Below are 26,830 nucleotides of genomic sequence, written 5' to 3' on the forward strand. Positions count from 1 at the left end.
TCAGGTGACGATGACAAGTCTGCATGCAATCTGCATACGGCAGCGGTGGTTCCATGGCACTTCTACCCTGCCTAGCAACGACTAGTCCGATTTGGGAGTCCTCTGGCGAGGCACATACTCAGTCACTTCGTCTCGGCCGAGGCAAACCCAGGTTGTAGCGTGCGTCCGGCCCAAACCCGTCATTGAAGGGTCCGGGGTCGGGGCGCAACCGTCCCCGGCGGTCGCGCACCCACGCTCTACCGTCGGCGTCTTTGAAGTACACCTTCGGCCGCATCCCAGAGGGCTCCCACCTCGGGTCGGCTGAGATGGGTGCCACGACATCGCGGTGGCGCGTCTCACCGGGTGGAACTGGGCCGACGTCAATGCGTTCCTCTACGCCGTCGGGGTGCCAGAAGTCAACGAAGACCTCATACACCGCCTGGTCCGAGGCGTTGCGCACGTAGATGGCCGGCACGTGTGGGTGATCGCAATCGGCCTCAGGAGACTGTGAGTTCCAGTCACACCAGTAGGTGACCCGGGTTGCCTGCTCGCGCTGCCGCTCTTCGGCCAATGCTCGGCGGTCCAGCTGGCCCTGCCGAAGCAGGAACAGCGACAACGCAGTCGCTATCACCGTGCTGATCGTTGCCGTCCACTGCACCACCATGTCCATACACACATGCTCACGGCGCCCTCCGACAGAGCGAGACCTTCTCGAGCCCTACGCGCAGCGGCGGAGCGCATGCCAAGCGCCGGACCTACACAGCGTGGGCCAGCGCCAACCGTGGGCATCGGCGACGAACCACAGCGGTGCACCTCGAGTAGCTGCTGCGTCGGGGCAGTGCGTTCCGTACCACCGGGGTACCACCGTCATGAGCTTTGGTGGAGGCCAGCGAGCGCCAGTGAGCACGGAGTCACGTCCGGAAGCACCTGGATGGGGTGAGCACCTTGTGCTGGTCTCGGTTTTCAAGACCGCCGCACTAGGCCACTATGCGAGCCCTCCATCGGACCGGGGCCGCCACGGGCGGCCGGTCCGCCCGCCCAGCGTAGGGCTCGTCACCATCCGCGGCCGCACCCCCGCCCCGGTGGCAGCATCGAGGGATGAGCACGTTCGCGATGACCGCCCCCAACCCCCTGGTCCGCGTCCTGCTCGCCGTCACCGCCTTCCGACGGGGCACGGTCGAGCTGACCGACGAGACCCTCTCCGTGCACCTCGGCATCGGGTGGCAGTCGACGGTGCCGCGCTCGAGCATCGTCTCCGCGAGCCGGGACCCCCGGCACCGGATCAGCATCGGCGCCCACGGCAGGCGCGGCACCTGGCTCGTCAACACGAGCGGCCACGACCTCGTACGCATCGACCTCGACCCACCGCAGCGCGGTCGTTGCCTGGGGATCCCGGTGCGACTGCGCACGCTGCGCGTCAGCCTCGCCGACCCGGACGCCTTCCTCGCGGCCCTCGGCGCCCCGGCCGCCGGCTGACGGGCCGCCCGTCACTGCCCCGCGTGACCCGCTGGGGCAGTGGGTAAGGTCGGAGGCCGACGAAAGGAGCCCCCATGGGCAAGCTGTCCTTCCTCGCCGGCATGGCCGCCGGCTACGTCCTCGGGGCCAAGGCGGGGACCCAGCGCTACGAGCAGATCCGCCGGACGTCCGGCAAGGTCTGGAACTCCGACCCGGTGCAGAAGCAGGTCGCCCAGGCCAAGGAGGCCGCGCGCACCAAGGCCGCTCCCGTCGTCGCCGACATGGTGGCCGATGCCGCCCGGGCGACCGGGGAGAAGCTGCGCCAAGGACGCACCATCGCCTCCGAGGCCATCCACCACGACGCGCACCGCCCCGCGGACGGCACCGGTGCGCCCGACACGAACGGGACGCACTCCGACGCCTGGGCCGCCGCCACGAGGCCGCCGGGCTCCTCCGACTGACGGTCCCCCGACTGAGGGTCCCCCGCCGGGAGGACCCGCGGGGGGACGCCGGCCACGCCGGTCCGGGCCGTCCCCGCGGGAACGGTCCGGGTGGCGCCCCCCTGCGGGCGCCGCCCCGGCGTGACCGGCTCCCCGCCAGCGGGACCGGCACGGCCACCGCGTCGCAGGTCCGGGCGACCCGGTGGCCGAGACCCGGATCGGTCCCGCCCCCGGGTGACAGCAGCGGTCACCCGGAGCCGTTGCCCCTGGGTCTCGAGGAGCAGGAGCGCGGCCGCGCCCCCCTGATACGTCCCCGTCGAGATTTTCCGTCGCGCCGGATGTATCAGCGCACCCACCCCGGGCTCCTGTTCGTCGAGCACGAACATCACTACGCTGGGCGCGACTGCCACGCCCTGCACCGTCAGGAGCCCTGCATGAGCGCCCGTCCCGACAAGCACCCGCCGCGGGAGACGCACGACCGGCCGGTCGACGACGCCTCCCCCCTGCCGCCGATGCCGGTGCTCTCACCGCTGCTCGCGCGGCGGTTGCGGGCCCGGGTCCTCGACCCCGAGACCGCCGTGCTCGCCCCCGGCCAGCCGGTCCCGCTGCCGACGGTCTACGTCTCCGACACCCTCCTCGTCCGCGACGTCGTCGACGACGGGCTCTCCGACGCCGGTCGCACCCGGGTCGACGAGCTGCTCGCCTTCGCGAAGGGCCTGCCGGACCCGCTCCACCTCGAGGTGCTCGGCGCCGCCCTCGCCATCCCCTACACGGGCGACACCCCCCAGAGCCTCGGCGGCGACGCGCGGGTCACCCTCACCCGGGTGCGCCTCGGCCGCGGCGACTCCCAGGCCGGCAAGATGCCCGACGCCTGGCGCTTCCTCCAGACGGCGATCACCGCTCCGAGCGAGCGGGCCACCCAGCTCTACGACAAGCTCGGACTCGGCCGGCGCGACTGCCCCGAGCCCACCGACGACGCCGAGCGCTCCCGCCGCGCACGCCGCGAGGCCCGGGCCCGCAGCATGGCCGGCGGCGTCTTCGTCGAGCACCTCCTCACCGCCGGCGGCGGGGTCTGGGGTGGTGGCGGCGGCGTCTGGGGCGGCGGTGGCGGCGTCTGGGGTGGCGGCGGTGGCGTCTGGGGCGGCGGTGGCGGCGTGTGGGGCGGCGGCGGCCTGCTCGCCGAGTACGGCACGCCCGGCATCGGCGGCCGCTCGCCGGTCGTCTGGTCGGCCCCGGACCCGCGCCTCGCCGCGCGCCCGGGTGCCGAGCGACCGGTCGTCGCCGTCCTCGACACCGGCCTGGGCCGCCACGACTGGTACCCCGAGGAGGACGAGGGCGCCACCGCGGACACGTGCTCCGGCGACTGCCCCGGCGCCCACCGCCGGGTCGGCACGGCCGGCGCCGAGATCGGCCTCTGGCACGAGCCGTCCCGCGACCCCGAGGTCACCGGCGTCCTCTTCGACGACGTCAACGGCCTCCTCGACTCCCTCTGCGGGCACGGCACGTTCGTCGCCGGCGTCGTCCGCCAGCGCTGCCCCGAGGCGGTGATCCTCGCGGTCCCGGTCATGGCGTCCGACGGCGCGGCGCTCGAGGAGGACGTCCTGCGCGCCCTCAGCCAGCTGCTCGACCGGCACCGGGCCGCCAAGGCCAAGCCGGGCAGCATCACGCACGGCGTCCTCGACGTCGTCAACCTCTCGCTCGGCTACTACCACGAGACCCCGGACGAGGCCGACGACACCGCGCTCGCGGCGCTGCTCCAGCAGTTCGCCGACGAGGGGATCGCGGTCGTGTGCTGCGCGGGCAACGACTCCACCCGGGCCCGCTTCTTCCCGGCCGCCTTCGCCCGTCCTGACGTGGACGGGCTCGTGGGCGTCGGGGCGACGAACCCCGACGACCGCAGCGTGGCGCTGTTCTCGAACGTCGGCGACTGGGTGACGGCCCACGCCCCCGGTGCCGGGGTCGTCAGCACCGTGCCGACGACCCTGTCGGGCAGCCTCGGCCGCACCGTCTACGTCGAGGGCACCGACCGCGGGCCCCGCGCCGGCGTCGACTTCGACGACTTCAGCTCCGGGTTCGCCGTGTGGAGCGGGACCTCGTTCGCCTCGCCGTGGATCGCCGGCGAGATCGCGGCCCAGATCGTCGCGACGGGCACCTCGACCACCGGCGACGAGGGTCGTGCGCTCTCGGCCGCCGCCGAGGTCGTGGCCCGGGCGAACGCGCGCTGGACGGAGCAGGAGCCGTGACCGAGCACACGGCCGAGGGGCTCGCCACCCGCGCGGCCGGCTGCTTCCGGGCCTACGTCGACGGCGACGCCGCGGCGATGGACCGCCTCGTCGACCTGCTGACGCCGATCCTCTGGCACACCGCCCGCGCCCAGGGCGCCGGTGAGGCCACCGCGCAGGACGCCGTGCAGACCGCGTGGCTGCGGCTCGTCGAGCGGGCGGGCACCATCCGCGAGGCGCAGGCGGTGATGGGCTGGCTCATCGTCACCGTCCGCCGCGAGTGCTGGCGGCTCCAGCGGGCCCAGTCGCGCACCGACCACGAGCTCGACGAGACGCGTCCCGACCCCCGGCCCGACCCGGCGACGGTCACCGTCCGCCACGCCGAGCACATCCTCCTGTGGTCGCACGTCGAGAAGCTCGACGCGCGGTGCCAGGCGCTGCTGCGCGTCATCGCCTTCGCCGACCGACCCGACTACGCCGCCGTCTCCGAGGCGCTGAAGATGCCCCTCGGCAGCATCGGACCCACCCGCGGACGCTGCCTGGCCAAGCTCCGGGCGTCCCTGACCGATGACCCCGCCTGGGGAGGTGCCCTGTGAACCCCGACCACCTCGCGACACAGCCGCTCGACGACGTCGACGTGCACGTGCTCGACACGATCGCGGACATCCTGCGAGCCGGTGACCCCGTCCCGGCCGGCCTCGTCGACGAGGTGAAGTTCGCCCTGACGATGCAGGCCCTGCACGCCGAGGTCGCCGAGCTGCAGGCCCTCGGGGTCGACACCGCCGCCGCCCGCTCCGCCGAGTACAGCCACACCCAGACCCTCACCTTCGGGGCCGAGGCCCTGTCGGTGATGATCACGCTCTCCCCGCTCGACGACGACACGGTCCGCATCGACGGCTGGGTCACCGGCCACGACGGGACCGTGAGCATCGAGCTCCGGGCCGGCACCCGCACCCTCGGCGCCACCACCGACGCCGACGGCCGCTTCATCATCGACCCGGCCCCCCGCGGGCTCGTCCGGTTCGTCTTCACCCCCGAGGGCGAGGTGCGTCCGGTCATCACCCCGACCGTCGAGATCTGAGGTCCCCGTTACCGACCTGCACCACCACGTCGCACACCTCGTCGAGGAGGCGGTCCTCGCCAACGCCGCAGGTGCGCCCGCCCGTGCCGAGGCCCGGCTGCGCCGTGCCCACCGGCGGCTCGACCGCGAGGACGACGGCCCGGAGGTCGCGGTGCTGCGGGCGCGGGTGCACGTCACGCACGCGGTCTCCCGGGTCCAGCGCGGCGACCGGCGGGGCGCCTTCGAGCTGCTCGACGAGGCCGACCGGCTGCTCGTCGGGGCGCCGGCCAACCAGGTGTCCTCCCTCGCGGTCGTGCAGCGCGCCGGGCTGCACGGCCGGGTCGGCGAGTGGCACGCCGCCGCCGCCCTCCTCGAGGCGCTGCCGCTGACCCGGCACGTGGCGCCGCGCACCCGCTGCCTCATCCACCTCAACCTCGGTCTCTGCTACCAGTTCCTCGGTCGGTACGGCGAGAGCGACGCCCGGCTGCTGCGGGCCCAGCAGCACGCCGTCGCCCTCGGCTACCCCGACCTCGCGGCCGCCGCCGTGCACAACCGCGGGCGCCTGCACCTCCTCCTCGGCGACCTGCCGCGGGCCCTGGCCCTCCTCTCGGAGGCCGGGGAGCACGCCGACGAGGTGCTGCCCCCCGGCGCCCTCCTCGACCGCGCCCGCGTGCTCGCCGAGGCCGGCCTCATCGACCGGGCCCTCGAGACCCTCGAGGACGGCGCCCGGGCGGCCCGCGCCGGTGGCATCGCGCACGACCTCGCCGAGGCCGACCTCGAGCGCGCCCGGCTCGCCCTGCTGCGCGAGGACCCCGCCGCCGCGCGAACCCTCGCCGCCCGCGCCGAACGACGCTTCCGGCACCGGTCGGAGGAGGCGTGGGCGGTCCGGGCCACGCTGCTCCGGCTGCAGGCCGAGGTGCTCACGGGGCGTCGGCCCCAGGCGGTCGCCACCGCCCTCACCGAGCTGGCCGACGGGCCGGCCCGGACCAGCGCGGTCGGAGCGGAGGCCGCGGTCCTCGCGGCCGAGGCAGCCGCTCGCGTGGGTGACCTCGACGAGGCCCGGCGCCAGCTGGCCCGCCCCGACGTGCGCCGCACGGCGTCCTTCCCGCTGCGGCTGCACCGGACGCTGGTCCTCGCCGAGGTGCACGCGGCCGAGGGCCGCACCGACCTCGTCCGGCGCGAGCTGCGCCGCGGGGTCCAGCGCCTCGTCACCGAGCAGGCCCGACACACCTCCCTCGACTCGCGCACGGCCGTCGCTCTGCACAGCCGGCGGCTCCGCGAGGCCCACCTCGACCTCGCGCTCGGGCGCGCCTCCGCCAGCCAGGTGTTCGACGCCACCGAGCTGTGGCGCGGTGTCTCGCACCGGCTCCCGCCGTTGTCGGCGCCGCCCGACGCCGAGCTCGCCCGCCTCACGGCGGATGCCCGGCGCCTGCACACCGAGGCCGCCGAGACGTCCGACCCCCGGCGCCGGCGGGCCCTGGAGGTGGCCGCCCGCGACGCCGAGCGGGCCGTGGCCCGCCGCGACTGGTCGCACGCCGGGGCCGGCACCGACGGCTCGGGCGAGCAGCTCTCCCCGGTCACCCTCGCCGCCCTGCGCCCGGTCCTGCGCGAGGCGCGGGCCGGGCTGCTCAGCCTGTTCATCCACCGTGACGACCTGTGGGCGGTCACCGTCACCCCGGACGAGACGCGGCTGACGCGGGTCGTCGACCTGCCGGCGGTCGTCGAGGCGGCGCAGCGGCTGCGCGCGGACCTCGTGACCCGGCGGCTGGCCGTCGGCACCCCGATGGAGGCGGTCGTCCGCCGGTCGATGGAGCGCAGCGCCGCGATGCTCGGCGCGCTGCTCGGACCCACCGTCCCCCGGGCCCACCGGCTCGTCGTCATCCCCTCCGCGGCGCTCGCCTCCATCCCCTGGCGCCTCGTCCCGGGCATCGCCGGCCACCTCGTCACCGTCGCCCCGTCGGCGACCTTCTGGGCACGGCGCTCACGACGGGCCGAGCCCGGCCCGGCCCCCCGGGTCGCCGCCCTGGCCGGACCGGGGCTGGCCCGCGCGCACCACGAGGTCGCCGATGTCGCGGCCGCCTGGCACGACCCGCTCGCCGACGTCGCGTCGGGTGCCGTGGCCGACGGCCGGCAGCTGCGCGCCGCCCTCCGCAGCGCCGCGGTGGTGCACGTCGCGGCGCACGGGGTGCACCAGGACGAGAGCCCGCTCTTCTCCTCGCTGCTCATGCGTGACGGCCCGGTCTTCGCGCACGAGCTGCAGCGCGGCGGTGTGCGAGCCGACCACGTCGTGCTGTCCTCGTGCGAGGTCGGCCGCACGCACGTGCGCCCGGGCGACGAGCCCCTCGGCCTCACCGCGAGCCTGCTCGCCACCGGCGTCCGCTCGGTCGTGGCCGCCGTCGGGCCGGTGGGCGACGACGACGCGCACGCCGTGATGTCGACCTACCACCGGCTCCTCGCGCGCGGGATGGACACCGCGGAGGCCCTGGAGATCGCGAGCGCCGGTGTCGACGACGGACGGCTGTTCTGTGCGTACGGGGCCGACTGGGCGGCCCCGTGGCCGGGCGACGAGCCGGCTCAGATGAAGATGGCGGGCTCGGCGAAGAGCGCGTCGTAGGGGTCCTGCGCCGGGTGGTCGGGGAAGCGGACGACCGCCGGGATGCCCGTGGCGACCGCGCCGGCGGGGACGGGCTTGACGACGACCGAGTTGGCCCCGATCTGCACGTCGTCACCGATCTCGATGTCGCCGAGGATGCGGGCGCCGGTGCCGACGGTGACCCGGTCGCCGAGGGTCGGGTGCCGCTTCGTGCCGCGCGCCAGCGACCGCCCGCCGAGCGTGACCCCGTGGTAGAGCATCACGTCGTCGCCGACGACCGCCGTGGCCCCGATGACGACGCCCATCCCGTGGTCGATGAAGAAGCGCCGCCCGATGCGGGCACCGGGGTGGATCTCCACCCCGGTGACCGCCCGGGTCAGCGTGGACAGCAGTCGTGCCGCAGGACGCCACTGGGGGCCCCTGTCCCACAACCGATGCGCGAGCCGGTAGGACCAGATCGCGTGCAGCCCGGGCGAGTTCAGCGCCACGTCGGCCCGCGTCTCGGCGGCGGGGTCACGGAGCATCGCGGCGTCGAGGTCCTCCCGGACCGTGGCGCGTGCCTGCTGGAGGAAGGACATGGTCAGTCGACGAGGCCCTCGAAGAGGATCGTCGAGAGGTAGCGCTCGCCGAAGCTCGGGATGATGACGACGATGGTCTTGCCGGCGTTCTCGGGGCGGGAGGCCACCTCGTTCGCCGCGGCCAGCGCCGCACCGGAGGAGATGCCGACGAGCAGGCCCTCCTCGGTGGCGGCCTTGCGGGCCCACTCGACGGAGGTCTGGGCGTTGACGTCGATGACCTCGTCGTAGACCTCGGTGTTGAGGATCTCGGGGACGAAGTTCGCGCCGATACCCTGGATCTTGTGCGGGCCGGGCTGGCCGCCGTTGAGGATCGGGGACTCCTCGGGCTCGACGGCGACGATCTGCACCTCGGGCTTACGGGACTTGAGCACCTCGCCGACGCCGGTGATGGTGCCGCCGGTGCCGATGCCGGCCACGACGATGTCGACCGCGCCGTCGGTGTCCTTCCAGATCTCCTCGGCGGTCGTCCTCCGGTGGATCTCCGGGTTGGCCGCGTTGGCGAACTGGCGGGCGAGGACGGCACCGTCGCGCTCGGCGACGATCTCGTCGGCCTTGCTCACCGCACCCTTCATCCCCTCGGAGCCGGGGGTGAGGACGAGCTCGGCGCCGTACGCGCGCAGCAGGGCCCGGCGCTCCTTGCTCATCGTCTCGGGCATCGCGAGGACGACCTTGTACCCGCGGGCGGCGCCGACCATCGCGAGGGCGATGCCGGTGTTGCCCGAGGTGGCCTCGACGATCGTGCCGCCGGCCGTCAGCTGGCCCGAGGCCTCCGCGGCGTCGATGATCGCGACGCCGATGCGGTCCTTGACCGAGCTCGCGGGGTTGTAGAACTCGAGCTTGGCGGCCACGGTGGCCTCCCCGCCGATGATCCGGTTGAGCCGCACGAGCGGGGTGTTGCCGACGGCCTGGGTCACGTCGTCGAGGATGGGCATCGCGTCGCCTTTCGGTCGGGTGCGCCGACCGCCCACGGGCGACGGCGCGCTGCATCGGTCCTGCTGCCCGGGCCAACCCCGAGCGCGTTATGCGTATTCCAACAGAGAGTTATCCGGTCGACAACGGGGTCTCGCCCCGGTCCGCGACGCGGTGTCGCCCGGACGGGCTCGTTGACGGTCGTCACAGACCGGTGAGCGCCCGCTTACCGGGCAGTAGGCTGCACCGCATGCCTGCTGCCCTCGCCCCCGCCCTGGCCAGCGACGTCGTCCCCTCGTTCGACGACCGGTTCGGCGGGGTGACCGCGCTCCAGGTGGTCGCCATCGTCCTGTGCCTCGTCGTCCCGACGATCGGGTGGGCGCTGCTCTTCCGGCAGGTGGGGCGGTTCGTCTCGCTCTACCGGCTCGGTCAGGCCGACGGCACGCGCACCGACGCCCCGGCGGCCCGGACGTGGACCCTCGCCAAGGAGTTCCTCGGGCACACCCGGATGTCGCGCCTGCGGGTCGTGGCGGCGGCGCACTGGTTCACCGCGCTGGCGTTCATCATCCTCTTCACGACGCTGGTCAACGCCTTCTTCCAGCTCGTCCAGCCGGACTACCGGCTGCCGCTCATCGGCCACTTCGCGCCGTTCGAGTGGGTCGTCGAGATCTTCGCGTGGGGCGGGCTCGTCGGCATCGTCGTGCTCATGGCGATCCGCCAGAAGAACCACCCGCGGCGGGCCCGCGGCGAGGGCGGGCGCTACTCGCGGTTCTTCGGGTCGACCTTCTGGCAGGCGTACTACGTCGAGCTGACCATCCTCTTCGTGACGATCTGCATCGTCCTGCTCCGCGGCCTCGAGGCGGCGATGGTGCAGCGCTTCGAGCCCGACGTCTCGCTCGTCGCCCACTTCCCGCTCACCGGGTGGATGGCCGGCTGGTGGGCCGGGACGTCGCCGGCCGGGCTCGCGGCGTGGGTGCAGGTCGTCGCGACGGTCAAGATCCTCATCTCGTTCGCGTGGATGATCACCATCGCGCTCCAGCCGACGATGGGCGTCGCCTGGCACCGGTTCCTCGCGTTCCCGAACATCTGGTTCAAGCGCGAGTCGTCCGGCCGCACGGCCCTCGGCGCGGCGAAGCCGATGACGGTGGGCGGCAAGCCGTTCGACCTCGAGGCCATGGAGGAGATGGAGGAGGGCGACGTCCTCGGCGTCGGCAAGGTCGAGGACTTCACCTGGAAGGGCCTGCTCGACTTCTCGACGTGCACCGAGTGCGGCCGCTGCCAGTCGCAGTGCCCCGCGTGGAACACCGAGAAGCCGTTGTCCCCCAAGCTGTTGATGATGACGCTGCGCGACCACGCGGACGCCAAGGCGCCGTACCTGCGCGCGCTGGCCGACGCCGACGGCGACTCCGAGAAGGCGATGGCGTCGGTCACCGCCGCCGCGCAGACGGTGCCGACCGACGGCATCGAGCCGGCCGGGTCGGTCGACGTCGTCGACTGGACCTCGATGGCGCTCGTCGGCTCGACCGGGTACGACCCGGCGGCGCCGCTGTCGGCGTACAACCCGCACGGCCCGGACGCCGTCATCGACCAGGACGTCCTGTGGTCGTGCACGACCTGCGGCGCCTGCGTCGAGCAGTGCCCCGTCGACATCGAGCACGTCGACCACATCGTCGACATGCGCCGGTACGCGACGCTCATCGAGTCGGCCTTCCCGAACGAGCTCGGCGGGCTGTTCAAGAACCTCGAGGGCAAGGGGAACCCGTGGGGGATGGGCGCCCGGGCGCGGCTCGACTGGGCCAAGGACCTGCCGTTCGACGTCAAGGTGCTCGGGCAGGACGTCGCGGAGGCCTCCGAGGTCGACTGGCTGTTCTGGGTCGGCTGCGCCGGCGCCTACGAGGACCGGGCGAAGAAGACCTCACGCGCCGTGGCCGAGCTGCTCGACGCCGCCGGGGTGTCGTTCGCGGTGCTCGGTGACGGCGAGACGTGCACCGGCGACTCGGCGCGACGGGCCGGCAACGAGCTGCTCTTCCAGACCCTCGCCGCGCAGAACGTGTCGACGTTCGGGGAGTTCGGGGTGACGAAGATCGTCGTCACCTGCGCGCACTGCTTCAACACGATCAAGAACGAGTACCCGCAGCTCGGTGGGTCGTACGAGGTCGTCCACCACACGCAGCTGCTCAACCGGCTGGTGCGCGAGAAGCGCCTGACGCCGGTGGCGCGCCCGGACGAGGTGCCGGGGATGTCGTCGGCGAAGAACGTCGCGTCGACCGCGGCGTCCGTCACGTACCACGACCCGTGCTACCTCGGCCGGCACAACGGGGTGTACGCCCCGCCCCGCGAGCTCATCGGCGCCCTGCCCGGGGTCGAGCTGCGCGAGATGCCGCGCTCGGGCGAGACGTCGTTCTGCTGCGGCGCCGGCGGGGCCCGGATGTGGATGGAGGAGAAGCTCGGCACGCGCATCAACACCAACCGCACCGACGAGGCGCTGGCCACCGGGGCCGAGCGGATCGCCATCGGCTGCCCGTTCTGCCGGGTGATGATCTCGGACGGCCTGACCGCGAAGCAGGCCGAGGGGGTCGGTGACGAGGTCGAGGTCGTCGACGTCGCGCAGATGCTGCTCGCGGCGGTGCGTCGGGGTCAGGAGCCGGAGCCGGCGGAGACGGCGGCCGCGGAGGCCGGGGTCGGTGCTGCGGCGGCGACAGCAGCGGCGACGGTCACCGAGGAAACGCCGGCCGAGACCGAGGCGTCGCCGGCCGAGACCGAGGCGGCGCCGGCCGAGACCGAGACGGCGCCGGCGAGCGAGGAGCCGTCGACCGAGACGGCGGCCACAGAGCCCGCGCCCGTGCAGCAATCGACGAATGTGTCAGGTTCTGCTCACCAGCCGACCGACGAGGCCGACCCCTGGGACGAGCCCGCCGGAGCGAGCACTGCTTCCGCACCCGACCCGGCCGTCGCCCTCGACGCCACGTCCGCCGACGCCGTCGAGTCCGGCGACGAGCCCGACCCGTGGGACGAGCCGGCCGCCGTCGCGGACCCGGCGCCCGGCCGGTCGCAGGGCGAGCCGTCGGAGGAGAAGGCGAAGGTCGACGCGGCCGCCTCCACCGACGACGTCGACCCCTGGGACGACGCGCCCGCACAGCAGGAATCGACGAATGTGTCAGTTCCTGCTGCCGCGCAGGCCGACGACGACGTCGACCCCTGGGACGAGCCCGCCGACACCACCACGCCGGCCGTCCAGGAATCGACGAAGGTGTCAGTTCCTGACGCCGAGCCCGAGGACACCCCGGAGCCGGAGGCCCAGCAGGCCCAGCCCGCCCCGGCGGCGGACGACGACGTCGACCCCTGGGACGAGCCCGCCGACACCACCACGCCGGCCGTCCAGGAATCGACGAAGGTGTCAGTTCCTGACGCCGAGCCCGAGGAGACCCCGGAGCCGGAGGCCAAGCAGGCAAAGCCCGCCCCGGCGGCGGACGACGACGTCGACCCCTGGGACGAGCCCGCCGACACCACCACGCCGGCCGTCCAGGAATCGACGAAGGTGTCAGTTCCTGACGCCGAGCCCGAGGAGGAGTCGGAGCCCGAGCATGAGGAGTCATTCTCCGAGCCCGAGCCCGAGCCGGAGACAGCCGAGAGGCCGGAGCCCGAGCCCGAGGCCGCCGACCCCGAGCCCGAGGCCGCCGACCCCGAGCCGGAGGACGCCCCGAAGCCCGAGCAGCCGAAGGCTTCGGGCGAGTTCGGCGGCGACGCGTCACTCCTCGACGAGCCCGACCCCTGGGACTGACCCCACCCTCCCGACTGATTGCCCAGAACCCACCTCCGGACCCCCGACACAGGGCCCGCGGGGTGGGTTCTGGGCAATGAGTCACGGTCCGAGGCGCAGCGGGCGCGCCGGACACGGCCCAACCCGACTCGATCGGAGGATCACCGCCCGGCGCAGGGCGGTGATCCTCCGATCGGGGCAGGGCGGGTCACCCCGCGACGAGCCGCAGCCCGACACACACAGCGCGACGCCCCGACCCCCACGACGGGGACCGGGGCGTCGCAGCCGCCAGCCGGCGGCCGGCAGACCTCAGCCGAGGCCGTTGGCCTTGAGGAACTCCTCGGCGACGGCCTTGGGGTCCTTCTTGTCGATGTCGGTCTGCTTGAGCATCTGCGTCACCGCGTCGGTCGTCAGCTTGGCCGACACCGCGTTGAGCGCGTCCTTGACCTGGTCGGCCTTGTCGGCGCGCACGAGCGGCACGATGTTCTGCGACCCGAACACCTTCTTCGTGTCCTCGAGCACCACCAGGTTGTTGGCCGCGATGCCGGGGTCGGTGGAGAAGACGTTCGCGACGTCGGCCTGGCCGTTGACGAGCGCCTGGAGCACGGCCTGGCCGGTGAGCGGCCGGAAGGTCTTGAAGGTGACGCCGTAGACCTTCTCGAGTCCGACGACGCCCTGCGGACGCTGCTTGAACTCCGGCTGCGCGGCGAGCGTCATGTCGCCGGACACGGCCTTGAGGTCCTCGATCGTCCTGAGGTTCTTGGAGTCGGCCGTCTCCTTCGTCACCGCGAGCGAGTCGACGTCCTCGGCGGCCGACTTGTCGAGCACCTTGAGGGTGTCCGGGATGACCTCCGAGGCCTTCTGGTACACCTCCTCGGCGTCGGTGCCGGAGTAGGACTTGTCGTAGAACACCGCGAGCGCGCCGGTGTACTCGGGGAAGACCTGCACCGAGTTGTCCTCGAGCGCGCGCAGGTAGATCTCGCGGGCGCCGATGTTCGTCTTCGTCGTGGCGTCGATGCCCTTGGCGCGCAGGGCGCCGGCGTAGACCTCGGCGAGCAGGGTGGACTCGGAGAAGTCGGCGCCGCCGACGACGATCGAGCCGGAGGAGCCGCCGGACGACCCTCCGGAGGGGGCGTCGGAGGCGAGCGGGTCGCTGCCGCCACCGCACGCCGACAGCCCGAGGGCGGCGGCGACGGCGACGGTGCTGAGGACGGTTCTGCGCTTCATCGGGTCGGTCCCTTTCGTGGTGGCCGGGCTCGGGGGCCGGGGCCGGTGTGCGGTCGGTGCTTCACGGGTCGGGGGACACCAGCACGTGGCGTCCGGATGGCTCGGGCGGGCGGGCGGTCAGGAGTTCCCACCCGCCATCCCACCCGGACCAACAGGCATTCGGGCGTTTGCTTCCGCCGCAGCGGCATCGTCATCGTTTCGTGACCCACCGACAGCCCCTCGTCCGCCGCCCAGACCGGGCGAGACGAGCCGCCGCTGGAGCAGCGCGAGCAGGCCCTCGAGGAGCACGGCGAGCACCGCCACGAGCAGCGCGCCCGCTGCGGCCTGCGGGTAGTCGCCGAAGGCGATGCCGTCGACGAGCAGCCGCCCGAGCCCGCCGAGCCCGATGAGCGCCGCGATGGTCGCCGTCGCGACGACCTGGAGCGCGGCCGTGCGGACGCCGGACATGACGAGGGGCAGGGCGCAGGGCAGCTCGACCTGGCGCAGCACCTGCCACCCGGTCATCCCCACGCCACGGGCGGCGTCCCGCGCGGCCGGGTCGACCGCCTCCACCCCGGCGTACGTGCCGGCGAGCAGCGGCGGCACGGCGAGCAGCACGAGGACGATCGTCGCGGGGACGAGGAAGGCGAGGTCGCCGCGCAGGGACGGCCCGAGCCAGAGCGCGAACGCGAAGAGCAGGCCGAGCGTGGGCACCGCCCGGGCCGCGTTCGTCGCCGTGACCAGCCAGCGCAGCCGCCCGGTGTGGCCGATGTAGAGCCCGAGCGGGAGGGCGATGACGAGCGCCAGCACCATCGCCAGCACGCTGTACCAGAGGTGCTCGAGCAGCCGGTTGAGGATGCCGTCGGACCCCGACCAGTGGGCGGGGTCGGCGATCCAGGAGAAGAGCGAGCCGATCACGACCGCGCCCCCGCCGCCGCGCGCCACGGGGTGAGGCCCCGCGACACGGCCACGATGACCAGGTCGAGGACGAGCGCGAGGAGCATCGTCGCGACGATGCCGGTGAGCAGCTCGCCCCAGATGATCCGCCGGTAGCCGTCGACGAGGAGGTTGCCGAGCTGCGAGACCCCGACGACCGAGGCGATGGAGACGATCGAGACGTTCGAGACCGCGGCGACCCGGAGCCCGGCCGCGATGACCGGCACCGCGAGCGGCAGCTCGACGCCGAACAGCCGGCGCAGGCCCCGGTAGCCCATCGCCGTCGCGGCCTGCTCGACGTGGTCGGGGACCGACAGCAGGCCGTCGGCGACGGTGCGGGCGAGCAGCGCCACCGTGTAGATGGTCATCGCGACGACGACGTTGACCGGGTCGAGGATCTTCGTCCCGAGCACCAGCGGCATGATGACGAAGAGGGCCAGCGACGGGATCGTGTAGAGCAGGCCGGTGGAGGTGACGACCGCCGGGTAGGAGCCGCGCCAGCGCTTGGCGGCCCAGCCGAGCGGCAGCGAGAGCGCGAGCCCGACGAGCAGCGGCACCCCCGCGAGGTAGAGGTGCGAGAGCCCGAGGTCCAGCACCGTGCGCCAGTTCGCGGCGAGCCAGTCCATCGTCAGGCCTCGTCCGCCGCAACCGCGACCGCCCCGCCGTGCACGGGGTCGTCCTCGTCGCGCTCGGGCCGGTCGGTGTCCTCGATGGCGCTGAGCACCTCGTGGGCGAGCACCGTGCCGACGAGCGCGCCGCTGTCGTCGACGACCACGCCGCGCCGGGCCGGCGAGGAGAGCGCGGCGTCGAGCGCCCCGCGCAGGGTGCCGTCGGCGCGCGCCACCGTGCCTCCGCGGTGCAGGTCGGCGTCCTCGACCGCCCGCCCGCCGATGCGTCGCGGCTCGACCCAGCCGAGCGGGTGCCGGTCGTCGTCGACGACGAGCAGCCACCCGGCGTCGGAGTCGGGCCGCTCGCCGAGCACCACGGTGCGCTCCGAGCGCAGCGGGAGCCGGGGCGTGGCCTGGAACTGCAGCGCCCGGTAGCCGCGGTCGCGGCCGACGAAGTCGGCGACGAAGTCGTCGGCCGGGTGGGCGAGCAGGTACGACGGCTCCGCCACCTGGGCCAGCACGCCGCCGACCCGCAGCACGGCCACCTGGTCGCCGAGCTTGATCGCCTCGTCGATGTCGTGGGTGACGAAGACGATCGTCTTGCCCAGCTCGTCCTGGAGGCGGAGGAACTCGTCCTGGAGCTGGTCGCGGACGATGGGGTCGACGGCCGAGAACGGCTCGTCCATGAGCATCACCGGCGGGTCCGCGGCCAGCGCCCGGGCCACCCCGACCCGCTGCTGCTGGCCGCCGGACAGCTGGGCCGGGTAGCGGTCGCCGAGGTGGGGGTCGAGGCCGACTCGCTCGAGGAGCTCGCGCGACCGGTCGCGGGTCTTCGTGCGGTCCCACCCGAGGAGCCTGGGCACGGTGCCGATGTTGTCGAGCACGGTGCGGTGCGGGAACAGCCCGGCGTGCTGGATGACGTAGCCGATGCCGCGGCGGAGCTCGGCCTGGTCCATCCGGCCGGTGTCCTGGCCGTCGAGGGAGATGGAGCCACGGGTCGGCTCGATCATCCGGTTGACCATCCGCAGGCTGGTCGTCTTGCCGCACCCCGAGGGTCCGACGAGCACGGTGATCTTGCCCGTCGGCGCCGTGAGGCTCAGGTCGTCGACGGCGACCGTGCCGTCCGGGAACTGCTTCGTGACGCCGTCGAACCGGATCATCCGACGACCCTAACGGGGTCGCGACCGGGCGGTGCGGGTAGCCGACCGTCCTTTCACGGCGCCGGCGGGGCCGGTCAGCGGGTGGGGGCCGGCCCGAGCAGCGCCTCGGTGACGAAGTCGGTGACCGTGCGGTGCCAGTACGAGGCGCGCCGGAGCATCGCGTGCTTCTCACCCGGGACGCGCAGGTACGTGACGTCGGCGCCGGACTCCTCCCACCGGCGGGCGATGACGGCCGTGCGCCGCGGGTCGGTCATCCGGTCGCCGGTGCCGTGCATGAGGAGGACGGGGACGTCGGCGCGCGGCTGCCGCGCGTCGCCCTCGACCCAGGGCGCGAGGGCGGCGACGGCGGCGACGTCGGGTTCGGCCGCGAGCTGGAGGGCGACCCGGCCGCCCATCGAGTGGCCCACGAGGGCCACCGGGGCGCCCGGCAGCACCCGGCGGATGCGCTCGAGGGCCCAGCGGGCGTCGTGCACGGGGTCCTGCTCGTGCCCGTTCCAGCCACGGACGCGGTACTTGAGGCGCAGCACGGCCAGCCGCCCCTCGGCGCCGTGCTGGAGGGCGGTGGCGAAGGGGAGCATCCGCACGACGGCCAGCCGTCGCCAGCTGACCGGCTCGTGGCTGCGCTCGGCTCCACCGTGGAGCACGAGGACGACGCCCTGGGGGTCCTCGGGCACGTGGCCGCGCAGCTCGGCACCGCCACCGCCGTCGGCGGAGAGGAGCGCGGCGGCGAGGTCGGAGGGGTCGACGGGGGGCTCGGGGTGGGTGGTGTGCGCCGGGGACGCGGCGGGCTCGGGGGCGATCGTCAGCGGCGGGAGATCGTGCTCGGGCGTGCTGGCGGGGCGGTCGGGCATCGCGTCCTCCGGTTCGGTGCAGGCCGGTCGGTGTCCGGGGCGGACCGTTCCTGCACACCGATGGGTATCGCGAAGCGACGCGCCGTGCCGGGACCGCCCGCACCCCGGGCGTGTCGTGGAGGAGTTCGGTGCCGACGCGGCGGCGGATGGCCGCGCGGGCTCAGACGTCGGCGCGGTGGAAGTTCTGGAAGCTGCGGCTGGCGGTGGGGCCGCGCTGGCCCTGGTAGTGCGAGCCGTAGCCCTCCGAGCCGTAGGGGCTCTCGGCCGGGCTGGAGAGGCGGAAGAACGCGAGCTGGCCGATCTTCATCCCGGGCCACAGCATGATCGGCAGGGTCGCCACGTTGGAGAGCTCGAGGGTGACGTGGCCGGTGAAGCCGGGGTCGACGAAGCCGGCCGTCGCGTGGGTGAGCAGGCCGAGCCGGCCGAGGCTCGACTTGCCCTCGACCCGGGCCGCGAGGTCGTCGGGGAGGCTGACCGTCTCGAGCGTGCTCCCGAGGACGAACTCGCCGGGGTGGAGGACGAAGCCCTCGGCCGGGTCGACCTCGACGAGGCGGGTGAGGTCGGCCTGGTCCTGCGCGGGGTCGATGACCGGGTACTTGTGGTTGTCGAAGAGCCGGAAGAACTTGTCGAGGCGCACGTCGACGCTGCTCGGCTGGATCATGTCGGCGTCCCACGGGTCGAGGACGACCCGTCCGGAGTCGACCTCTGCGCGGATGTCGCGGTCGGAGAGGAGCACGGCGTCAGGCTACCGGTGGGGCTCGGGGGGCGGTGCGGTGGCGCGGCGGCGGTCGGCTAGACTTCCCGGCGCCGGGGAGGTCGCGCTGACGATCTCGACCCGGCGCGCCGATGTAGCTCAATGGTAGAGCGCCAGCTTCCCAAGCTGGACACGCGGGTTCGATTCCCGTCATCGGCTCTGAACGACGAAGGACCGGACACGCTTTTCCGTCCGGTCCTTCGTCGTTCATTGGTGAGGTGGCCGGGAATCGGGAGCCGCCCCGGGCGAGCGCAGCGAGCCCGACGCGGCGGATCCCGTCATCGGCCTCCGCCGGCAGAGCACCGCATCTGCCGGCCGGTCGAGGTGAAATCGGACCACCAGAGGGTCGGACATCACCTCGAACCCCGTCGCCGACCGGCCTCACTAGGCTCGCCGACATGGTGGCGCGGCTCCTGCTCCTCGCGGCGACGGTCTCGGCCGGCCTCGTCGCCGGGGTGTACCTCTTCTACGCACACACCGTGATGCCCGCCCTGCGCGCCACCGACGACCGCACCGCCGTCACCTCCTACGCCCTCCTCGACCGCCGCATCGTCAACCCGTGGTTCCTCACCTCCTCCTTCCTCGGCGCACCCGCGCTCGCCGTCGCGGCCCTCGTCGCCACCTGGGGAGACCCGCCCGCCCCCTGGGTCGCCGCCGCCCTCGTCCTCCACGTCCTCACGACGGTCGTCACCGCGACCGTGCACCTCCCCCGCAACAACCGCCTCACGGCCCTCGCCGACGACCCCGCCGCCGCCGCCGAGGCCCGCGCCGCCCTCGACGAGCCCACCTGGACCCGGTGGAACCTCGTGCGCGTCGCCACGAGCACCTCCGCCCTCGCCCTCCTCGGCTGGGCCCTGACCCTCACCTGAGGCCACCCGCGCCCCGACCCGGCGCCCCGACCGTTCGGCGACAGTTCGCGCGTCGACCGGACGCCGACACCCCCGGGGGGTTAGCCTCCTGCCACCGCGTGCAGGGGCAGCGGAGTCAGTGCCGTGACACCAGCGAGGAACGCCATGCCCCAGCTCGCCCGCTCCCCCCGCCCCCGCAGCCGCACCGGCAGGACGCGCTCGATGCGCACCGCCCTCGTCGCCGCGCTCGGCCTGGCCCTTCTCGGCCTCGCCCCCGCGGCCACGGCCGGCACCCACGCTGCGACGCTCCCGCCCGGCGGTCCGCGCCCCGTTGCCCTCGCCCCCGTCTACGCGCTGACCAGCGCCGACACCCGGATGGCCTCCGCCCTGACCAGCCGCGCGACGACCGCCCGCTTCGGGGCGTCGTTCTCCGGCACGGTCTTCGACTCGGTCTCCAACCGGGTCATCTGGACCAAGAACCCCACGACCGCCCTGATGCCCGCCTCGACGACCAAGCTCGTCACGGCCCACAACGCGCTGACCGTCTTCGGCCCCTCGTACCGCTTCACGACGACCGTCCGCAGCGGACCCAACAGCAACCAGGCGATCATCCAGGGCTCGGGCGACCCGAGCCTCACGAGCGCCGACATCGACCGGCTCGCGACGACGACGGCCGCCGTCCTCAAGAGCCGGGGCGTCACCTCGGCCCGGGTCTACGCCGACGACGACGTCTTCCCGACGCCCACGCTGGCGCCGGGCTGGAAGTCCAGCTACGTCCCCGACTCGATCACCCCCGTGCGCGGGCTCGTCCGCGACCAGCGCGACGTCGCCGACACCAGCGTCGACGTCGGCACCTACTTCCGCGACCGGGTCAGGGCGCACGGCATCCCCACGGTGAGCTACATCGGCCGCGGCAACGCGGCCACGGACGCCTCGGTGATGGCCTCCTCGCAGGGCGCGCCGCTCTCCGACATCGTCAGCCGGATGCTCCTCAACAGCGACAACGAGATCGCCGAGGCGCTGCACAAGATCGTCGGCATCAAGAAGGGCAAGGGCAGCTCGTGGACGGGGGCGCGCTCCGCGCAGTCGTCCGTCCTCACCGGCCAGGGCCTCTCGGCGAGCGCCCTCTACGACGGCTCGGGGCTCTCCCGCTCCGACCGGCTCTCGAGCCTGCAGCTGGCCCGGGTCGTCGACCGCGGGCTGAACACCGACTACTCCGCGCTGGCGCCGATGCGCTCGGCCGCCGCCATCCCCACGGCCGGGCGGACCGGCACGCTCGCGGCGAAGTACTCGCGCTTCACGACCGCGCCGTCCAGCTGCGCCGCCGGCAAGGTGTGGGCCAAGACCGGCACGCTCAACGACGTCGTCTCGCTCGCCGGGTTCACGGTCGCCAAGGACGGCCGGGTCAAGGTCTTCGCGTTCGTCGTCAACGGCAAGACCTCGTCGACGACCCTCAAGAAGGACGTCGACATGCTCGCGGCGACGGTGAACGGCTGCTACTGACCCGAGCCCGTCGGCCGAGCCGGCCCGTCAGCCGCCCGGCACCAGCCAGCCGAGGACGGTGACGACGCCGATGACGGCCGCGACGACGAAGAGCGCCGCGAGGATCCAGCCGATGACCTGCGCGCCGTCGACGCCGTCGGCCTCGTCCTCCGGGGCAGCGACGAGCTCGCCGGTGCGGACGAAGGGCTCGGGGTCGGCGTCGAGCCGCGGGTCCGCGTCGAGGGCCTTGGCGTGCAGGGCCTCGATGCGCGCCGGCCGGGGCTCCTCGCGCACCGGCGTGGGCAGCGAGCGCCACATGACGGCGAAGTCGTCGCCCGACTGCTCGCGCCAGGCGGCGACGGCGGCGTCGGCCTCCGGACCCTTGGTCCCGGCCGCGAACCACATCGCGCCCGCCCGCGGCAGGTCCCCCATCCCGTGGAGCACGTGACCCAGCATCGTCAGGGCCTCGGCGTCCTCACGCGTCTCGACGTGCGCCGCGAGCAGGTCGCGCGCCTTCCACGCCGAGCCCTCCTCGATGTGGGCCCGCGCCTCGGCGAGGACGTCGTCGGCGCCGCTCACGCCACCACCTCGACACCACGCGGCGCCGCCGCGCGGGTGACCCAGACCTTGTGGGCGACCAGGCCGGCGAGCACGAGCCCGATGAGCAGCACCGCCCACGCCATCGACGGGACGACGAGGGCCACGAGGAGGCACAGCCCGCCGGCCAGCGCACCGGGCACGACCACCCCGACGCCCTCGTCGCCCGCGAGCGCGTGCAGTCCCGACACGGCGAGCAGCACGACGGCCACGGCCACGGCCAGCGCGAGGGCGACCGGCCGGGGGCCGGCCTCCGAGGCGCCCTGGACGACGTCGACGGCGGCCGCCAGGGCGGCCCCGACGGCGGCGACGGACGCGAACACCGGCAGGTGCCCGTACCCGAAGATCCACACCGCGCGCGGGTTCTCGAGGATCGTCGCGTTGTCGCGCGCGAAGTAGGACCACCACAGCGAGAAGACGATGAGCAGCCCTCCGACGACGAGGGGGGCCATCCCCCAGCCCAGGCCCGAGGCCGCCTCCGTGGCGTAGGGCGCGGTGTGACCGCCGGACCCGGCCGGCCCCTCGGCCGGAGCCGCCATCACGCCCTGGACGGCCTGCACCGACGAGAGGATGACCTCGCCGAGCACGATGATCGTCAGGAGGCCGTAGCGCTCGGCGATGTGGTGCGGGTGGAACGGCGTCCAGCCGTGCCGGCCCTCCGCCAGCACCGGCACCAGCAGCTCGACGGCGACGAGCGCGAAGAACGACGGCACGAGCCAGGAGTCGGGCGCCCACAACCGCGCGATCCACAGCACCTGGGCGACGGCGATGCCTCCCGCGTACCAGAGGGCGGTCCGGCGGCCCTCCGGATGACCCGCCGCCGCCCGCAACCACAGGCCGACCATCGCGAAGCGCATGATCGCGTACCCGATGACGACGGTCGTGGACTGCCCGTCCGCGAAGATGTCCGGCACGCCGGCCGCGATGAACAACGCGCCGGTCATGATGACGAAGGTCAGCAGCCGGAAGACGACGTCGTCGTTGTCGTAGGCGCTGGCGAACCACGTGTAGTTCATCCACGCCCACCAGATCGCGAACCACGTCATCGTGTAGCCGACGACGGTGCCGTAGTGCGCGGCGGAGAGCCCGTGGTGGAGCTCGGCGGCGTTGCTCGCGATGGCGACGACGAAGACGAGGTCGAAGAGCAGTTCCAGCGGGGTCGCGACGCGGTGGCGCTCGGTGCGCTCGCGGGCGACGACGGGCCGGCGCAGCGGCACGGGGACGATGCTCACGCCCCGAGTATGCCGTCGCCACGAGCACCCCACGGGGCAGCGCGCGGCCCATCGGGAACACCCCTGCTGCTTGCGCTTGTTACCCACTGGTAGCACACTGATGAGCAAGCGCTCACTTTGCGACGTCTCCGGGAGGACCACCATGGGCCACTACAAGAGCAACCTGCGCGACATCGAGTTCACCCTCTTCGAGGTGCTCGGTCGCCAGGACGTCCTGGGCTCCGGCCCCTACGAGGAGCTCGACGCCGACACCGCGCGCGAGATGCTCAAGGAGGTCTCCCGGCTCGCCGAGCACGAGATCGCCGAGTCCTTCGCCGACGCCGACCGCAACCCGCCCGTCTACGACCCGCAGAGCCAGGCCGTGACGATGCCCGCGTCGTTCGCCAGGAGCTTCGAGGCCTACCGCGAGAGCGGCTTCTGGAACATCGACCTGCCGGCCGAGCTCGACGGCACCGTCGCCCCGCCGAGCCTGCGCTGGGCGGTCAACGAGATGCTCCTCGGCGCCAACCCGGCGCTCGCGATGTTCGCGGCCTCGTACTCCTTCGCCAAGCTCCTGCACACCCTCGGCACCCCCGAGCAGCAGCAGCTCGCGAAGTGGATCGTCGAGAAGGGCTGGCACTGCACGATGGTGCTCACCGAGCCCGACGCCGGCTCCGACGTCGGCGCCGGCCGCACCAAGGCCGTCGACAACGGCGACGGCACGTGGACCCTCACCGGCGTCAAGCGCTTCATCACGAGCGCCGAGTCCGACATGGTCGACAACGTCGTGCACTTCGTCCTCGCCCGCCCCGAGGGCGGCGCGCCGGGCACCAAGGGCCTGTCCCTCTTCATCCTCCCGAAGTACCACGTCGACCTCGAGACCGGTGAGCTCGGCGAGCGCAACGGCGTCTACGTCACGAACGTCGAGAAGAAGATGGGCCTCAAGGTCTCCCCCACCTGCGAGCTCACCTTCGGCGGCGACGCCCCGGCCACCGGCACCCTCCTCGGCGAGGTGCACGACGGCATCGCGCAGATGTTCCACGTCATCGAGAACGCCCGGATGATGGTGGGCACCAAGGCGATCGCCACCCTGAGCACCGGCTACCTCAACGCGCTCGAGTACGCCAAGGAGCGCGTCCAGGGCGCCGACCTCACCCAGATGACCGACAAGAGCGCGCCCCGGGTCACCATCACCCACCACCCGGACGTCCGCCGCTCGCTGATGCTCCAGAAGTCCTACGCCGAGGGCCTGCGCGCGCTCGTGCTCTTCACCGCGAGCCAGCAGGACGTCGTCGACCAGCACGTGCTGGCCACCGGAGAGCAGTCGTTCGAGACCGGCTCGGCGGCCGACGTCGCGAACCGGGTCAACGACCTGCTGCTCCCGATCGTCAAGGGCCTGGGCTCGGAGCGGGCCTGGGTGCTGCTCGGCACCGAGTCGCTGCAGACCTTCGGCGGCTCCGGCTTCCTCCAGGACTACCCGGTCGAGCAGTACGTCCGCGACGCCAAGATCGACACCCTCTACGAGGGCACGACCGCCATCCAGGGCATGGACTTCTTCTTCCGGAAGATCGTCCGCGACAAGGGGCAGGCGCTGACCCACCTCGCGACCCAGATGCAGGAGTTCGCCAAGGACCTCGGCGCCCACGGCGGGCGCATCGACCGCGAGCGCGAGCTGCTCGGCCAGGGCGTCGAGGACGTCCAGGGCATCCTCGGCTACATGGTCGGCGAGCTGATGAAGTCCGACCCGCGCCAGGGGGGTGAGCTGCCGAACCTGTACAAGGTCGGCCAGAACACCTCGCGGCTGCTGCTCGGCGCCGGCGACCTCGTCGTCGGCTGGCTGCTGCTGCGGCAGGCCGCCGTGGCCCTCGACGCGCTCGCCGCGGGGGCCGAGGGCAGGGACAAGGACTTCTACGAGGGCAAGGTGGCGGCCGCGCAGTTCTATGCTCGTCAGGTGCTGCCCCGCCTCTCGGCGGAGCGCGCGATGGCCGAGGCCACCGACAACGAGCTGATGGAGCTCCCCGAGTCGGCCTTCTGAGCCACCTCGACCCCGGGTCGGGAGCGCAGCCCGGAGCGCGCTCCCGGCCCGGCCCACACGGCGACGGCCCGTCCCCCTCGGTGGGGGACGGGCCGTCGGCGCGTGCTGCGACTGCCTGCGGCGGGTGCCGTCAGTGCGGGTCGATGTCGGTGCGGTCGACCCGCGTGCCGGTGGCGGGGTCGACGTGGCTCTCGCGCGTCGTCGTGACCCGGCCCCGGCGGCCGCCGGCCTGGACGAGGAAGGACAGGAGGATGGCCAGCACGCCGCCGGCCATGAGGATGTAGCCGATCATCGTGAGGTTGACGGCGTCGACGCTGTCACCGACCGCGAAGGTCAGGATGGCTCCGACGACGAGCAGGAAGATGCCGAGTCCGATGTACATGGGGGTCTCCTCTGGGGCACGGGGTCGGCTGGCGCACCGACCCTACCTGCGACGACGCCGGCCGTCGAAGGTTTGTGCAAACTCCTTCGACCGGGGTCCTCGGGACCGTCAGCCGGCCCCGCCCCCGCCGCTGCCGAAGCCGGGGCCACCGCGGCTCACGCGTGAGGCGGCCGACTCCGCCCCGTAGGGCGCGTCACCGGTGAACTCCGAGCGGGTGCCGGTGCCCCGGCGGCGCCGGTCGAGCACCACCCCGAGCACCACGATGAGCGCCAGCAACCCGATGAACCACCACATGGCGTCCCTCCCTCCGGCGCCCGGTGCCTCCGGGCCCCTGTCCGGTCAGGGTCGCACACGACCGATCCGGTGTACAGGAGGTCGGGTCAGACGAAGGAACCGGGGTTGAGGATGCCGTCGGGGTCGAGGGCGGCCTTGACCCGGCGGTTGAGGGCCATGACGTCGGGGCCGAGCTGGGCCTCGAGCGAGCCCTTCTTCAGCCGGCCGACGCCGTGCTCGCCGGTGATCGTCCCGCCGAGGTCGATGGCGGCGCGCATGATGTCGTCGAAGGCCAGCCGGGCGCGGCGCTCGGAGTCGGGGTCGGTGGGGTCGTAGACGATCGCCGGGTGGGTGTTGCCGTCGCCGGCGTGCGCGACGACGGGGATCTCGACCTCGTGCCGCTGGGCGATGGCCTCGACCTCGGCGAGGAGGGCCGGCAGCTGGGGGACGGGGACGCCGACGTCCTCGGGGAGGACTGCGCCCCGGGGTTCGAGGGCGGTGAAGTGCACCCGCCGGGCCTGGACGAACATCTCGGCCTCGTCCGGGTCGTCGGTGGCGACGACCTCCTTGGCGCCGGTGACCTCGCACGCGGCGACGATGGCCGCGACCTCCTCCTCGCGCGAGGCGCCCGGGGCGTCCGACTGGATGAGGAGGAGGGCGCCGGAGTCACGGTCCAGGCCCATCGGCTGGAAGTCCTCGACGGCGTTGATCGAGGCGCGGTCCATCAGCTCGACCATCGAGGCGCGCACGGTGCGGCCGAGCTCGATGACGGCGGCCGCGGCGTCGGCGACGGTGGGGAAGAAGGCGATGACGGTGGAGCGCGGGGCCTGGGCCGGGACGAGGCGCAGGATCGCGCGGGTGACGATGCCGAGGGTGCCCTCGGAGCCGACGAAGAGCTTGAGGAGCGAGAGGCCGGCGACGTCCTTGACCCGCTTGCCGCCGAGGGTGACGAGCGTGCCGTCGGCGAGGACGACGTCGAGGCCGAGCACGTAGTCGGTGGTCACGCCGTACTTGACGCAGCAGAGGCCGCCGGCGTTGGTGGCGATGTTGCCGCCGATCGAGCAGATCTCGAACGAGCTGGGGTCCGGTGGGTACCAGAGGCCTTCTGCCACAGCGGCGTTCTTCACCGCGACGTTGAGGGCCCCGGGCTCGACGACGGCGACGCGGGCGGCGGTGTCGATCTCGACGGCACGCATCCGCTCGAGGCTGAGGACGACGGTGCCGTCGACGCCCATCGAGCCGCCGGAGAGGCTGGTGCCGGCGCCGCGGGGGACGACGCCGATGCCGTGCGCGGTCGCCCAGCGCAGGGTCTGCTGCACCTGGCCGGCGTCCTCGGCGCGGACGGCGGCGAGCGGGGTGTCGGCGCTCGCGTCGTGGGTCCAGTCGTGGCGGTACTTCTCGAGGGCGGCCGGGTCGGTGGTGACGACTCCCTGCGGCAGGGCCTGGACGAGCTCGGCGACGGCGGCGACGGCGTCGGTGGTCATGGGCACC

At 73.5% G+C, this 26,830-nt stretch carries 24 protein-coding genes and 1 tRNA gene; 11 read left to right on the plus strand and 14 right to left on the minus strand.

The features are described 5' to 3' along the window. Positions 1 to 118: 118 nt before the first annotated feature. Positions 119 to 649, minus strand: coding sequence for a hypothetical protein (locus JQN70_RS14490; RefSeq protein WP_204132074.1), 531 nt, complete (start codon positions 647 to 649; stop codon positions 119 to 121). Positions 650 to 1,077: 428 nt separating this feature from the next. On the opposite strand from JQN70_RS14490, the gene JQN70_RS14495 reads away from it, so the two are divergent. The 6 genes from JQN70_RS14495 (at position 1,078) to JQN70_RS14520 (ending at position 7,770) form a co-directional block, all read left to right on the plus strand. Continuing rightward, positions 1,078 to 1,455, plus strand: a complete 378-nt coding sequence (locus JQN70_RS14495; RefSeq protein ID WP_204132075.1) for a hypothetical protein — start codon at positions 1,078 to 1,080, stop codon at positions 1,453 to 1,455. 74 nt (positions 1,456 to 1,529) lie between these two features. Continuing rightward, complete coding sequence (locus JQN70_RS14500) at positions 1,530 to 1,895, plus strand: protoporphyrinogen oxidase (RefSeq protein ID WP_239111650.1); 366 nt, start codon at positions 1,530 to 1,532, stop codon at positions 1,893 to 1,895. A 413-nt stretch (positions 1,896 to 2,308) separates the two neighbouring features. Then, positions 2,309 to 4,117, plus strand: coding sequence for a S8 family serine peptidase (locus JQN70_RS14505; protein ID WP_204132076.1), 1,809 nt, complete (start codon positions 2,309 to 2,311; stop codon positions 4,115 to 4,117). Continuing rightward, positions 4,114 to 4,692 carry an RNA polymerase sigma factor gene (locus tag JQN70_RS14510; RefSeq protein ID WP_307836001.1) on the plus strand — a complete coding sequence of 193 codons (579 nt, stop codon included), beginning with the start codon at positions 4,114 to 4,116 and terminating at the stop codon, positions 4,690 to 4,692. Before JQN70_RS14505 ends, JQN70_RS14510 begins: the two co-directional genes overlap by 4 nt. Then, the gene (locus JQN70_RS14515) at positions 4,689 to 5,177 is read left to right on the plus strand and encodes a carboxypeptidase regulatory-like domain-containing protein (RefSeq protein ID WP_204132077.1); all 489 of its coding nucleotides are present in this window, start codon (positions 4,689 to 4,691) and stop codon (positions 5,175 to 5,177) included. Before JQN70_RS14510 ends, JQN70_RS14515 begins: the two co-directional genes overlap by 4 nt. Before the next feature lie 151 nt (positions 5,178 to 5,328). Beyond that, the gene (locus JQN70_RS14520) at positions 5,329 to 7,770 is read left to right on the plus strand and encodes a CHAT domain-containing protein (RefSeq protein WP_204132078.1); all 2,442 of its coding nucleotides are present in this window, start codon (positions 5,329 to 5,331) and stop codon (positions 7,768 to 7,770) included. Here the strand turns inward: JQN70_RS14520 and cysE are convergent. Together cysE and cysK are read right to left on the minus strand one after the other, a co-directional pair. Then, entirely contained in the window at positions 7,731 to 8,327 is a 597-nt protein-coding gene (gene cysE / locus JQN70_RS14525; RefSeq protein ID WP_204132079.1) for a serine O-acetyltransferase, read from the minus strand. The two genes, JQN70_RS14520 and cysE, sit on opposite strands and share 40 nt — an antisense overlap. Positions 8,328 to 8,329: 2 nt before the next feature. Further along, on the minus strand, positions 8,330 to 9,259 hold the full coding sequence (gene cysK / locus JQN70_RS14530; RefSeq protein WP_204132080.1) for a cysteine synthase A: 930 nt from the start codon (positions 9,257 to 9,259) through the stop codon (positions 8,330 to 8,332). 296 nt (positions 9,260 to 9,555) lie between these two features. Here cysK and JQN70_RS14535 point away from each other — a divergent pair, with 296 nt between their 5' ends. Then, positions 9,556 to 13,017, plus strand: coding sequence for a heterodisulfide reductase-related iron-sulfur binding cluster (locus JQN70_RS14535; RefSeq protein WP_204132212.1), 3,462 nt, complete (start codon positions 9,556 to 9,558; stop codon positions 13,015 to 13,017). A 288-nt stretch (positions 13,018 to 13,305) separates the two neighbouring features. Here JQN70_RS14535 and JQN70_RS14540 read toward each other — a convergent pair whose 3' ends face one another. From JQN70_RS14540 to dcd, 6 genes are all read right to left on the minus strand, one after another. After that, positions 13,306 to 14,223 carry an ABC transporter substrate-binding protein gene (locus JQN70_RS14540; RefSeq protein ID WP_204132081.1) on the minus strand — a complete coding sequence of 306 codons (918 nt, stop codon included), beginning with the start codon at positions 14,221 to 14,223 and terminating at the stop codon, positions 13,306 to 13,308. Between the two features lie 117 nt (positions 14,224 to 14,340). Beyond that, entirely contained in the window at positions 14,341 to 15,120 is a 780-nt protein-coding gene (locus JQN70_RS14545; RefSeq protein WP_204132082.1) for an ABC transporter permease, read from the minus strand. Next, a complete protein-coding gene (locus tag JQN70_RS14550) occupies positions 15,117 to 15,764 on the minus strand; it encodes an ABC transporter permease (RefSeq protein ID WP_204132083.1) in 648 nt (215 codons plus the stop codon). The genes JQN70_RS14545 and JQN70_RS14550 overlap by 4 nt, the downstream gene beginning before the upstream one ends. Before the next feature lie 2 nt (positions 15,765 to 15,766). Next, a complete protein-coding gene (locus tag JQN70_RS14555; RefSeq protein WP_204132084.1) occupies positions 15,767 to 16,906 on the minus strand; it encodes an ABC transporter ATP-binding protein in 1,140 nt (379 codons plus the stop codon). Between the two features lie 74 nt (positions 16,907 to 16,980). Next, entirely contained in the window at positions 16,981 to 17,757 is a 777-nt protein-coding gene (locus JQN70_RS14560; RefSeq protein ID WP_204132085.1) for an alpha/beta hydrolase, read from the minus strand. Positions 17,758 to 17,917: 160 nt separating this feature from the next. After that, positions 17,918 to 18,493, minus strand: a complete 576-nt coding sequence (gene dcd / locus JQN70_RS14565; protein ID WP_204132086.1) for a dCTP deaminase — start codon at positions 18,491 to 18,493, stop codon at positions 17,918 to 17,920. Positions 18,494 to 18,599: 106 nt separating this feature from the next. On the opposite strand from dcd, the gene JQN70_RS14570 reads away from it, so the two are divergent. The 3 genes from JQN70_RS14570 to dacB all read left to right on the plus strand — a co-directional run bounded on the left by JQN70_RS14570 (position 18,600) and on the right by dacB (position 20,862). Further along, positions 18,600 to 18,670, plus strand: a tRNA-Gly gene (locus tag JQN70_RS14570). Between the two features lie 239 nt (positions 18,671 to 18,909). Beyond that, the gene (locus JQN70_RS14575; RefSeq protein WP_204132087.1) at positions 18,910 to 19,380 is read left to right on the plus strand and encodes an anthrone oxygenase family protein; all 471 of its coding nucleotides are present in this window, start codon (positions 18,910 to 18,912) and stop codon (positions 19,378 to 19,380) included. Between the two features lie 144 nt (positions 19,381 to 19,524). Then, the gene (dacB, locus tag JQN70_RS14580) at positions 19,525 to 20,862 is read left to right on the plus strand and encodes a D-alanyl-D-alanine carboxypeptidase/D-alanyl-D-alanine endopeptidase (protein ID WP_204132088.1); all 1,338 of its coding nucleotides are present in this window, start codon (positions 19,525 to 19,527) and stop codon (positions 20,860 to 20,862) included. Positions 20,863 to 20,889: 27 nt separating this feature from the next. Here the strand turns inward: dacB and JQN70_RS14585 are convergent, their stop codons facing one another. Both JQN70_RS14585 and JQN70_RS14590 read right to left on the minus strand, forming a co-directional pair. Continuing rightward, a complete protein-coding gene (locus JQN70_RS14585; protein ID WP_204132089.1) occupies positions 20,890 to 21,420 on the minus strand; it encodes a hypothetical protein in 531 nt (176 codons plus the stop codon). After that, positions 21,417 to 22,670 carry a low temperature requirement protein A gene (locus tag JQN70_RS14590; RefSeq protein WP_204132090.1) on the minus strand — a complete coding sequence of 418 codons (1,254 nt, stop codon included), beginning with the start codon at positions 22,668 to 22,670 and terminating at the stop codon, positions 21,417 to 21,419. The genes JQN70_RS14585 and JQN70_RS14590 overlap by 4 nt, the downstream gene beginning before the upstream one ends. A 142-nt stretch (positions 22,671 to 22,812) precedes the next feature. Between JQN70_RS14590 and JQN70_RS14595 the strand changes: the two genes are divergently transcribed. Next, positions 22,813 to 24,684, plus strand: a complete 1,872-nt coding sequence (locus tag JQN70_RS14595) for an acyl-CoA dehydrogenase (RefSeq protein WP_204132091.1) — start codon at positions 22,813 to 22,815, stop codon at positions 24,682 to 24,684. Positions 24,685 to 24,814: 130 nt separating this feature from the next. Here JQN70_RS14595 and JQN70_RS14600 read toward each other — a convergent pair whose 3' ends face one another. The 3 genes from JQN70_RS14600 to JQN70_RS14610 all read right to left on the minus strand — a co-directional run bounded on the left by JQN70_RS14600 (position 24,815) and on the right by JQN70_RS14610 (position 26,823). Next, positions 24,815 to 25,066, minus strand: a complete 252-nt coding sequence (locus JQN70_RS14600) for a DUF6458 family protein (protein ID WP_204132092.1) — start codon at positions 25,064 to 25,066, stop codon at positions 24,815 to 24,817. Positions 25,067 to 25,174: 108 nt separating this feature from the next. Then, positions 25,175 to 25,360 carry a hypothetical protein gene (locus JQN70_RS14605; RefSeq protein ID WP_204132093.1) on the minus strand — a complete coding sequence of 62 codons (186 nt, stop codon included), beginning with the start codon at positions 25,358 to 25,360 and terminating at the stop codon, positions 25,175 to 25,177. Positions 25,361 to 25,446: 86 nt separating this feature from the next. Beyond that, positions 25,447 to 26,823, minus strand: a complete 1,377-nt coding sequence (locus JQN70_RS14610; protein ID WP_204132094.1) for an FAD-binding oxidoreductase — start codon at positions 26,821 to 26,823, stop codon at positions 25,447 to 25,449. Positions 26,824 to 26,830: the final 7 nt, after the last annotated feature.

Source organism: Phycicoccus sonneratiae (assembly GCF_016887965.1).
Lineage (GTDB): Bacteria > Actinomycetota > Actinomycetes > Actinomycetales > Dermatophilaceae > Phycicoccus > Phycicoccus sonneratiae.

Coding starts and splice junctions, on each gene's coding strand:
- JQN70_RS14490 (WP_204132074.1), bottom strand. CDS start 649: ATGGACATGGTGGTGCAGTGGACGGCAACGATCAGCACGGTGATAGCG.
- JQN70_RS14495 (WP_204132075.1), top strand. CDS start 1,078: ATGAGCACGTTCGCGATGACCGCCCCCAACCCCCTGGTCCGCGTCCTG.
- JQN70_RS14500 (WP_239111650.1), top strand. CDS start 1,530: ATGGGCAAGCTGTCCTTCCTCGCCGGCATGGCCGCCGGCTACGTCCTC.
- JQN70_RS14505 (WP_204132076.1), top strand. CDS start 2,309: ATGAGCGCCCGTCCCGACAAGCACCCGCCGCGGGAGACGCACGACCGG.
- cysE (WP_204132079.1), bottom strand. CDS start 8,327: ATGTCCTTCCTCCAGCAGGCACGCGCCACGGTCCGGGAGGACCTCGAC.
- cysK (WP_204132080.1), bottom strand. CDS start 9,259: ATGCCCATCCTCGACGACGTGACCCAGGCCGTCGGCAACACCCCGCTC.
- JQN70_RS14540 (WP_204132081.1), bottom strand. CDS start 14,223: ATGAAGCGCAGAACCGTCCTCAGCACCGTCGCCGTCGCCGCCGCCCTC.
- JQN70_RS14550 (WP_204132083.1), bottom strand. CDS start 15,764: ATGGACTGGCTCGCCGCGAACTGGCGCACGGTGCTGGACCTCGGGCTC.
- JQN70_RS14555 (WP_204132084.1), bottom strand. CDS start 16,906: ATGATCCGGTTCGACGGCGTCACGAAGCAGTTCCCGGACGGCACGGTC.
- JQN70_RS14560 (WP_204132085.1), bottom strand. CDS start 17,757: ATGCCCGACCGCCCCGCCAGCACGCCCGAGCACGATCTCCCGCCGCTG.
- JQN70_RS14575 (WP_204132087.1), top strand. CDS start 18,910: ATGGTGGCGCGGCTCCTGCTCCTCGCGGCGACGGTCTCGGCCGGCCTC.
- dacB (WP_204132088.1), top strand. CDS start 19,525: ATGCCCCAGCTCGCCCGCTCCCCCCGCCCCCGCAGCCGCACCGGCAGG.
- JQN70_RS14595 (WP_204132091.1), top strand. CDS start 22,813: ATGGGCCACTACAAGAGCAACCTGCGCGACATCGAGTTCACCCTCTTC.
- JQN70_RS14600 (WP_204132092.1), bottom strand. CDS start 25,066: ATGTACATCGGACTCGGCATCTTCCTGCTCGTCGTCGGAGCCATCCTG.
- JQN70_RS14605 (WP_204132093.1), bottom strand. CDS start 25,360: ATGTGGTGGTTCATCGGGTTGCTGGCGCTCATCGTGGTGCTCGGGGTG.
- JQN70_RS14610 (WP_204132094.1), bottom strand. CDS start 26,823: ATGACCACCGACGCCGTCGCCGCCGTCGCCGAGCTCGTCCAGGCCCTG.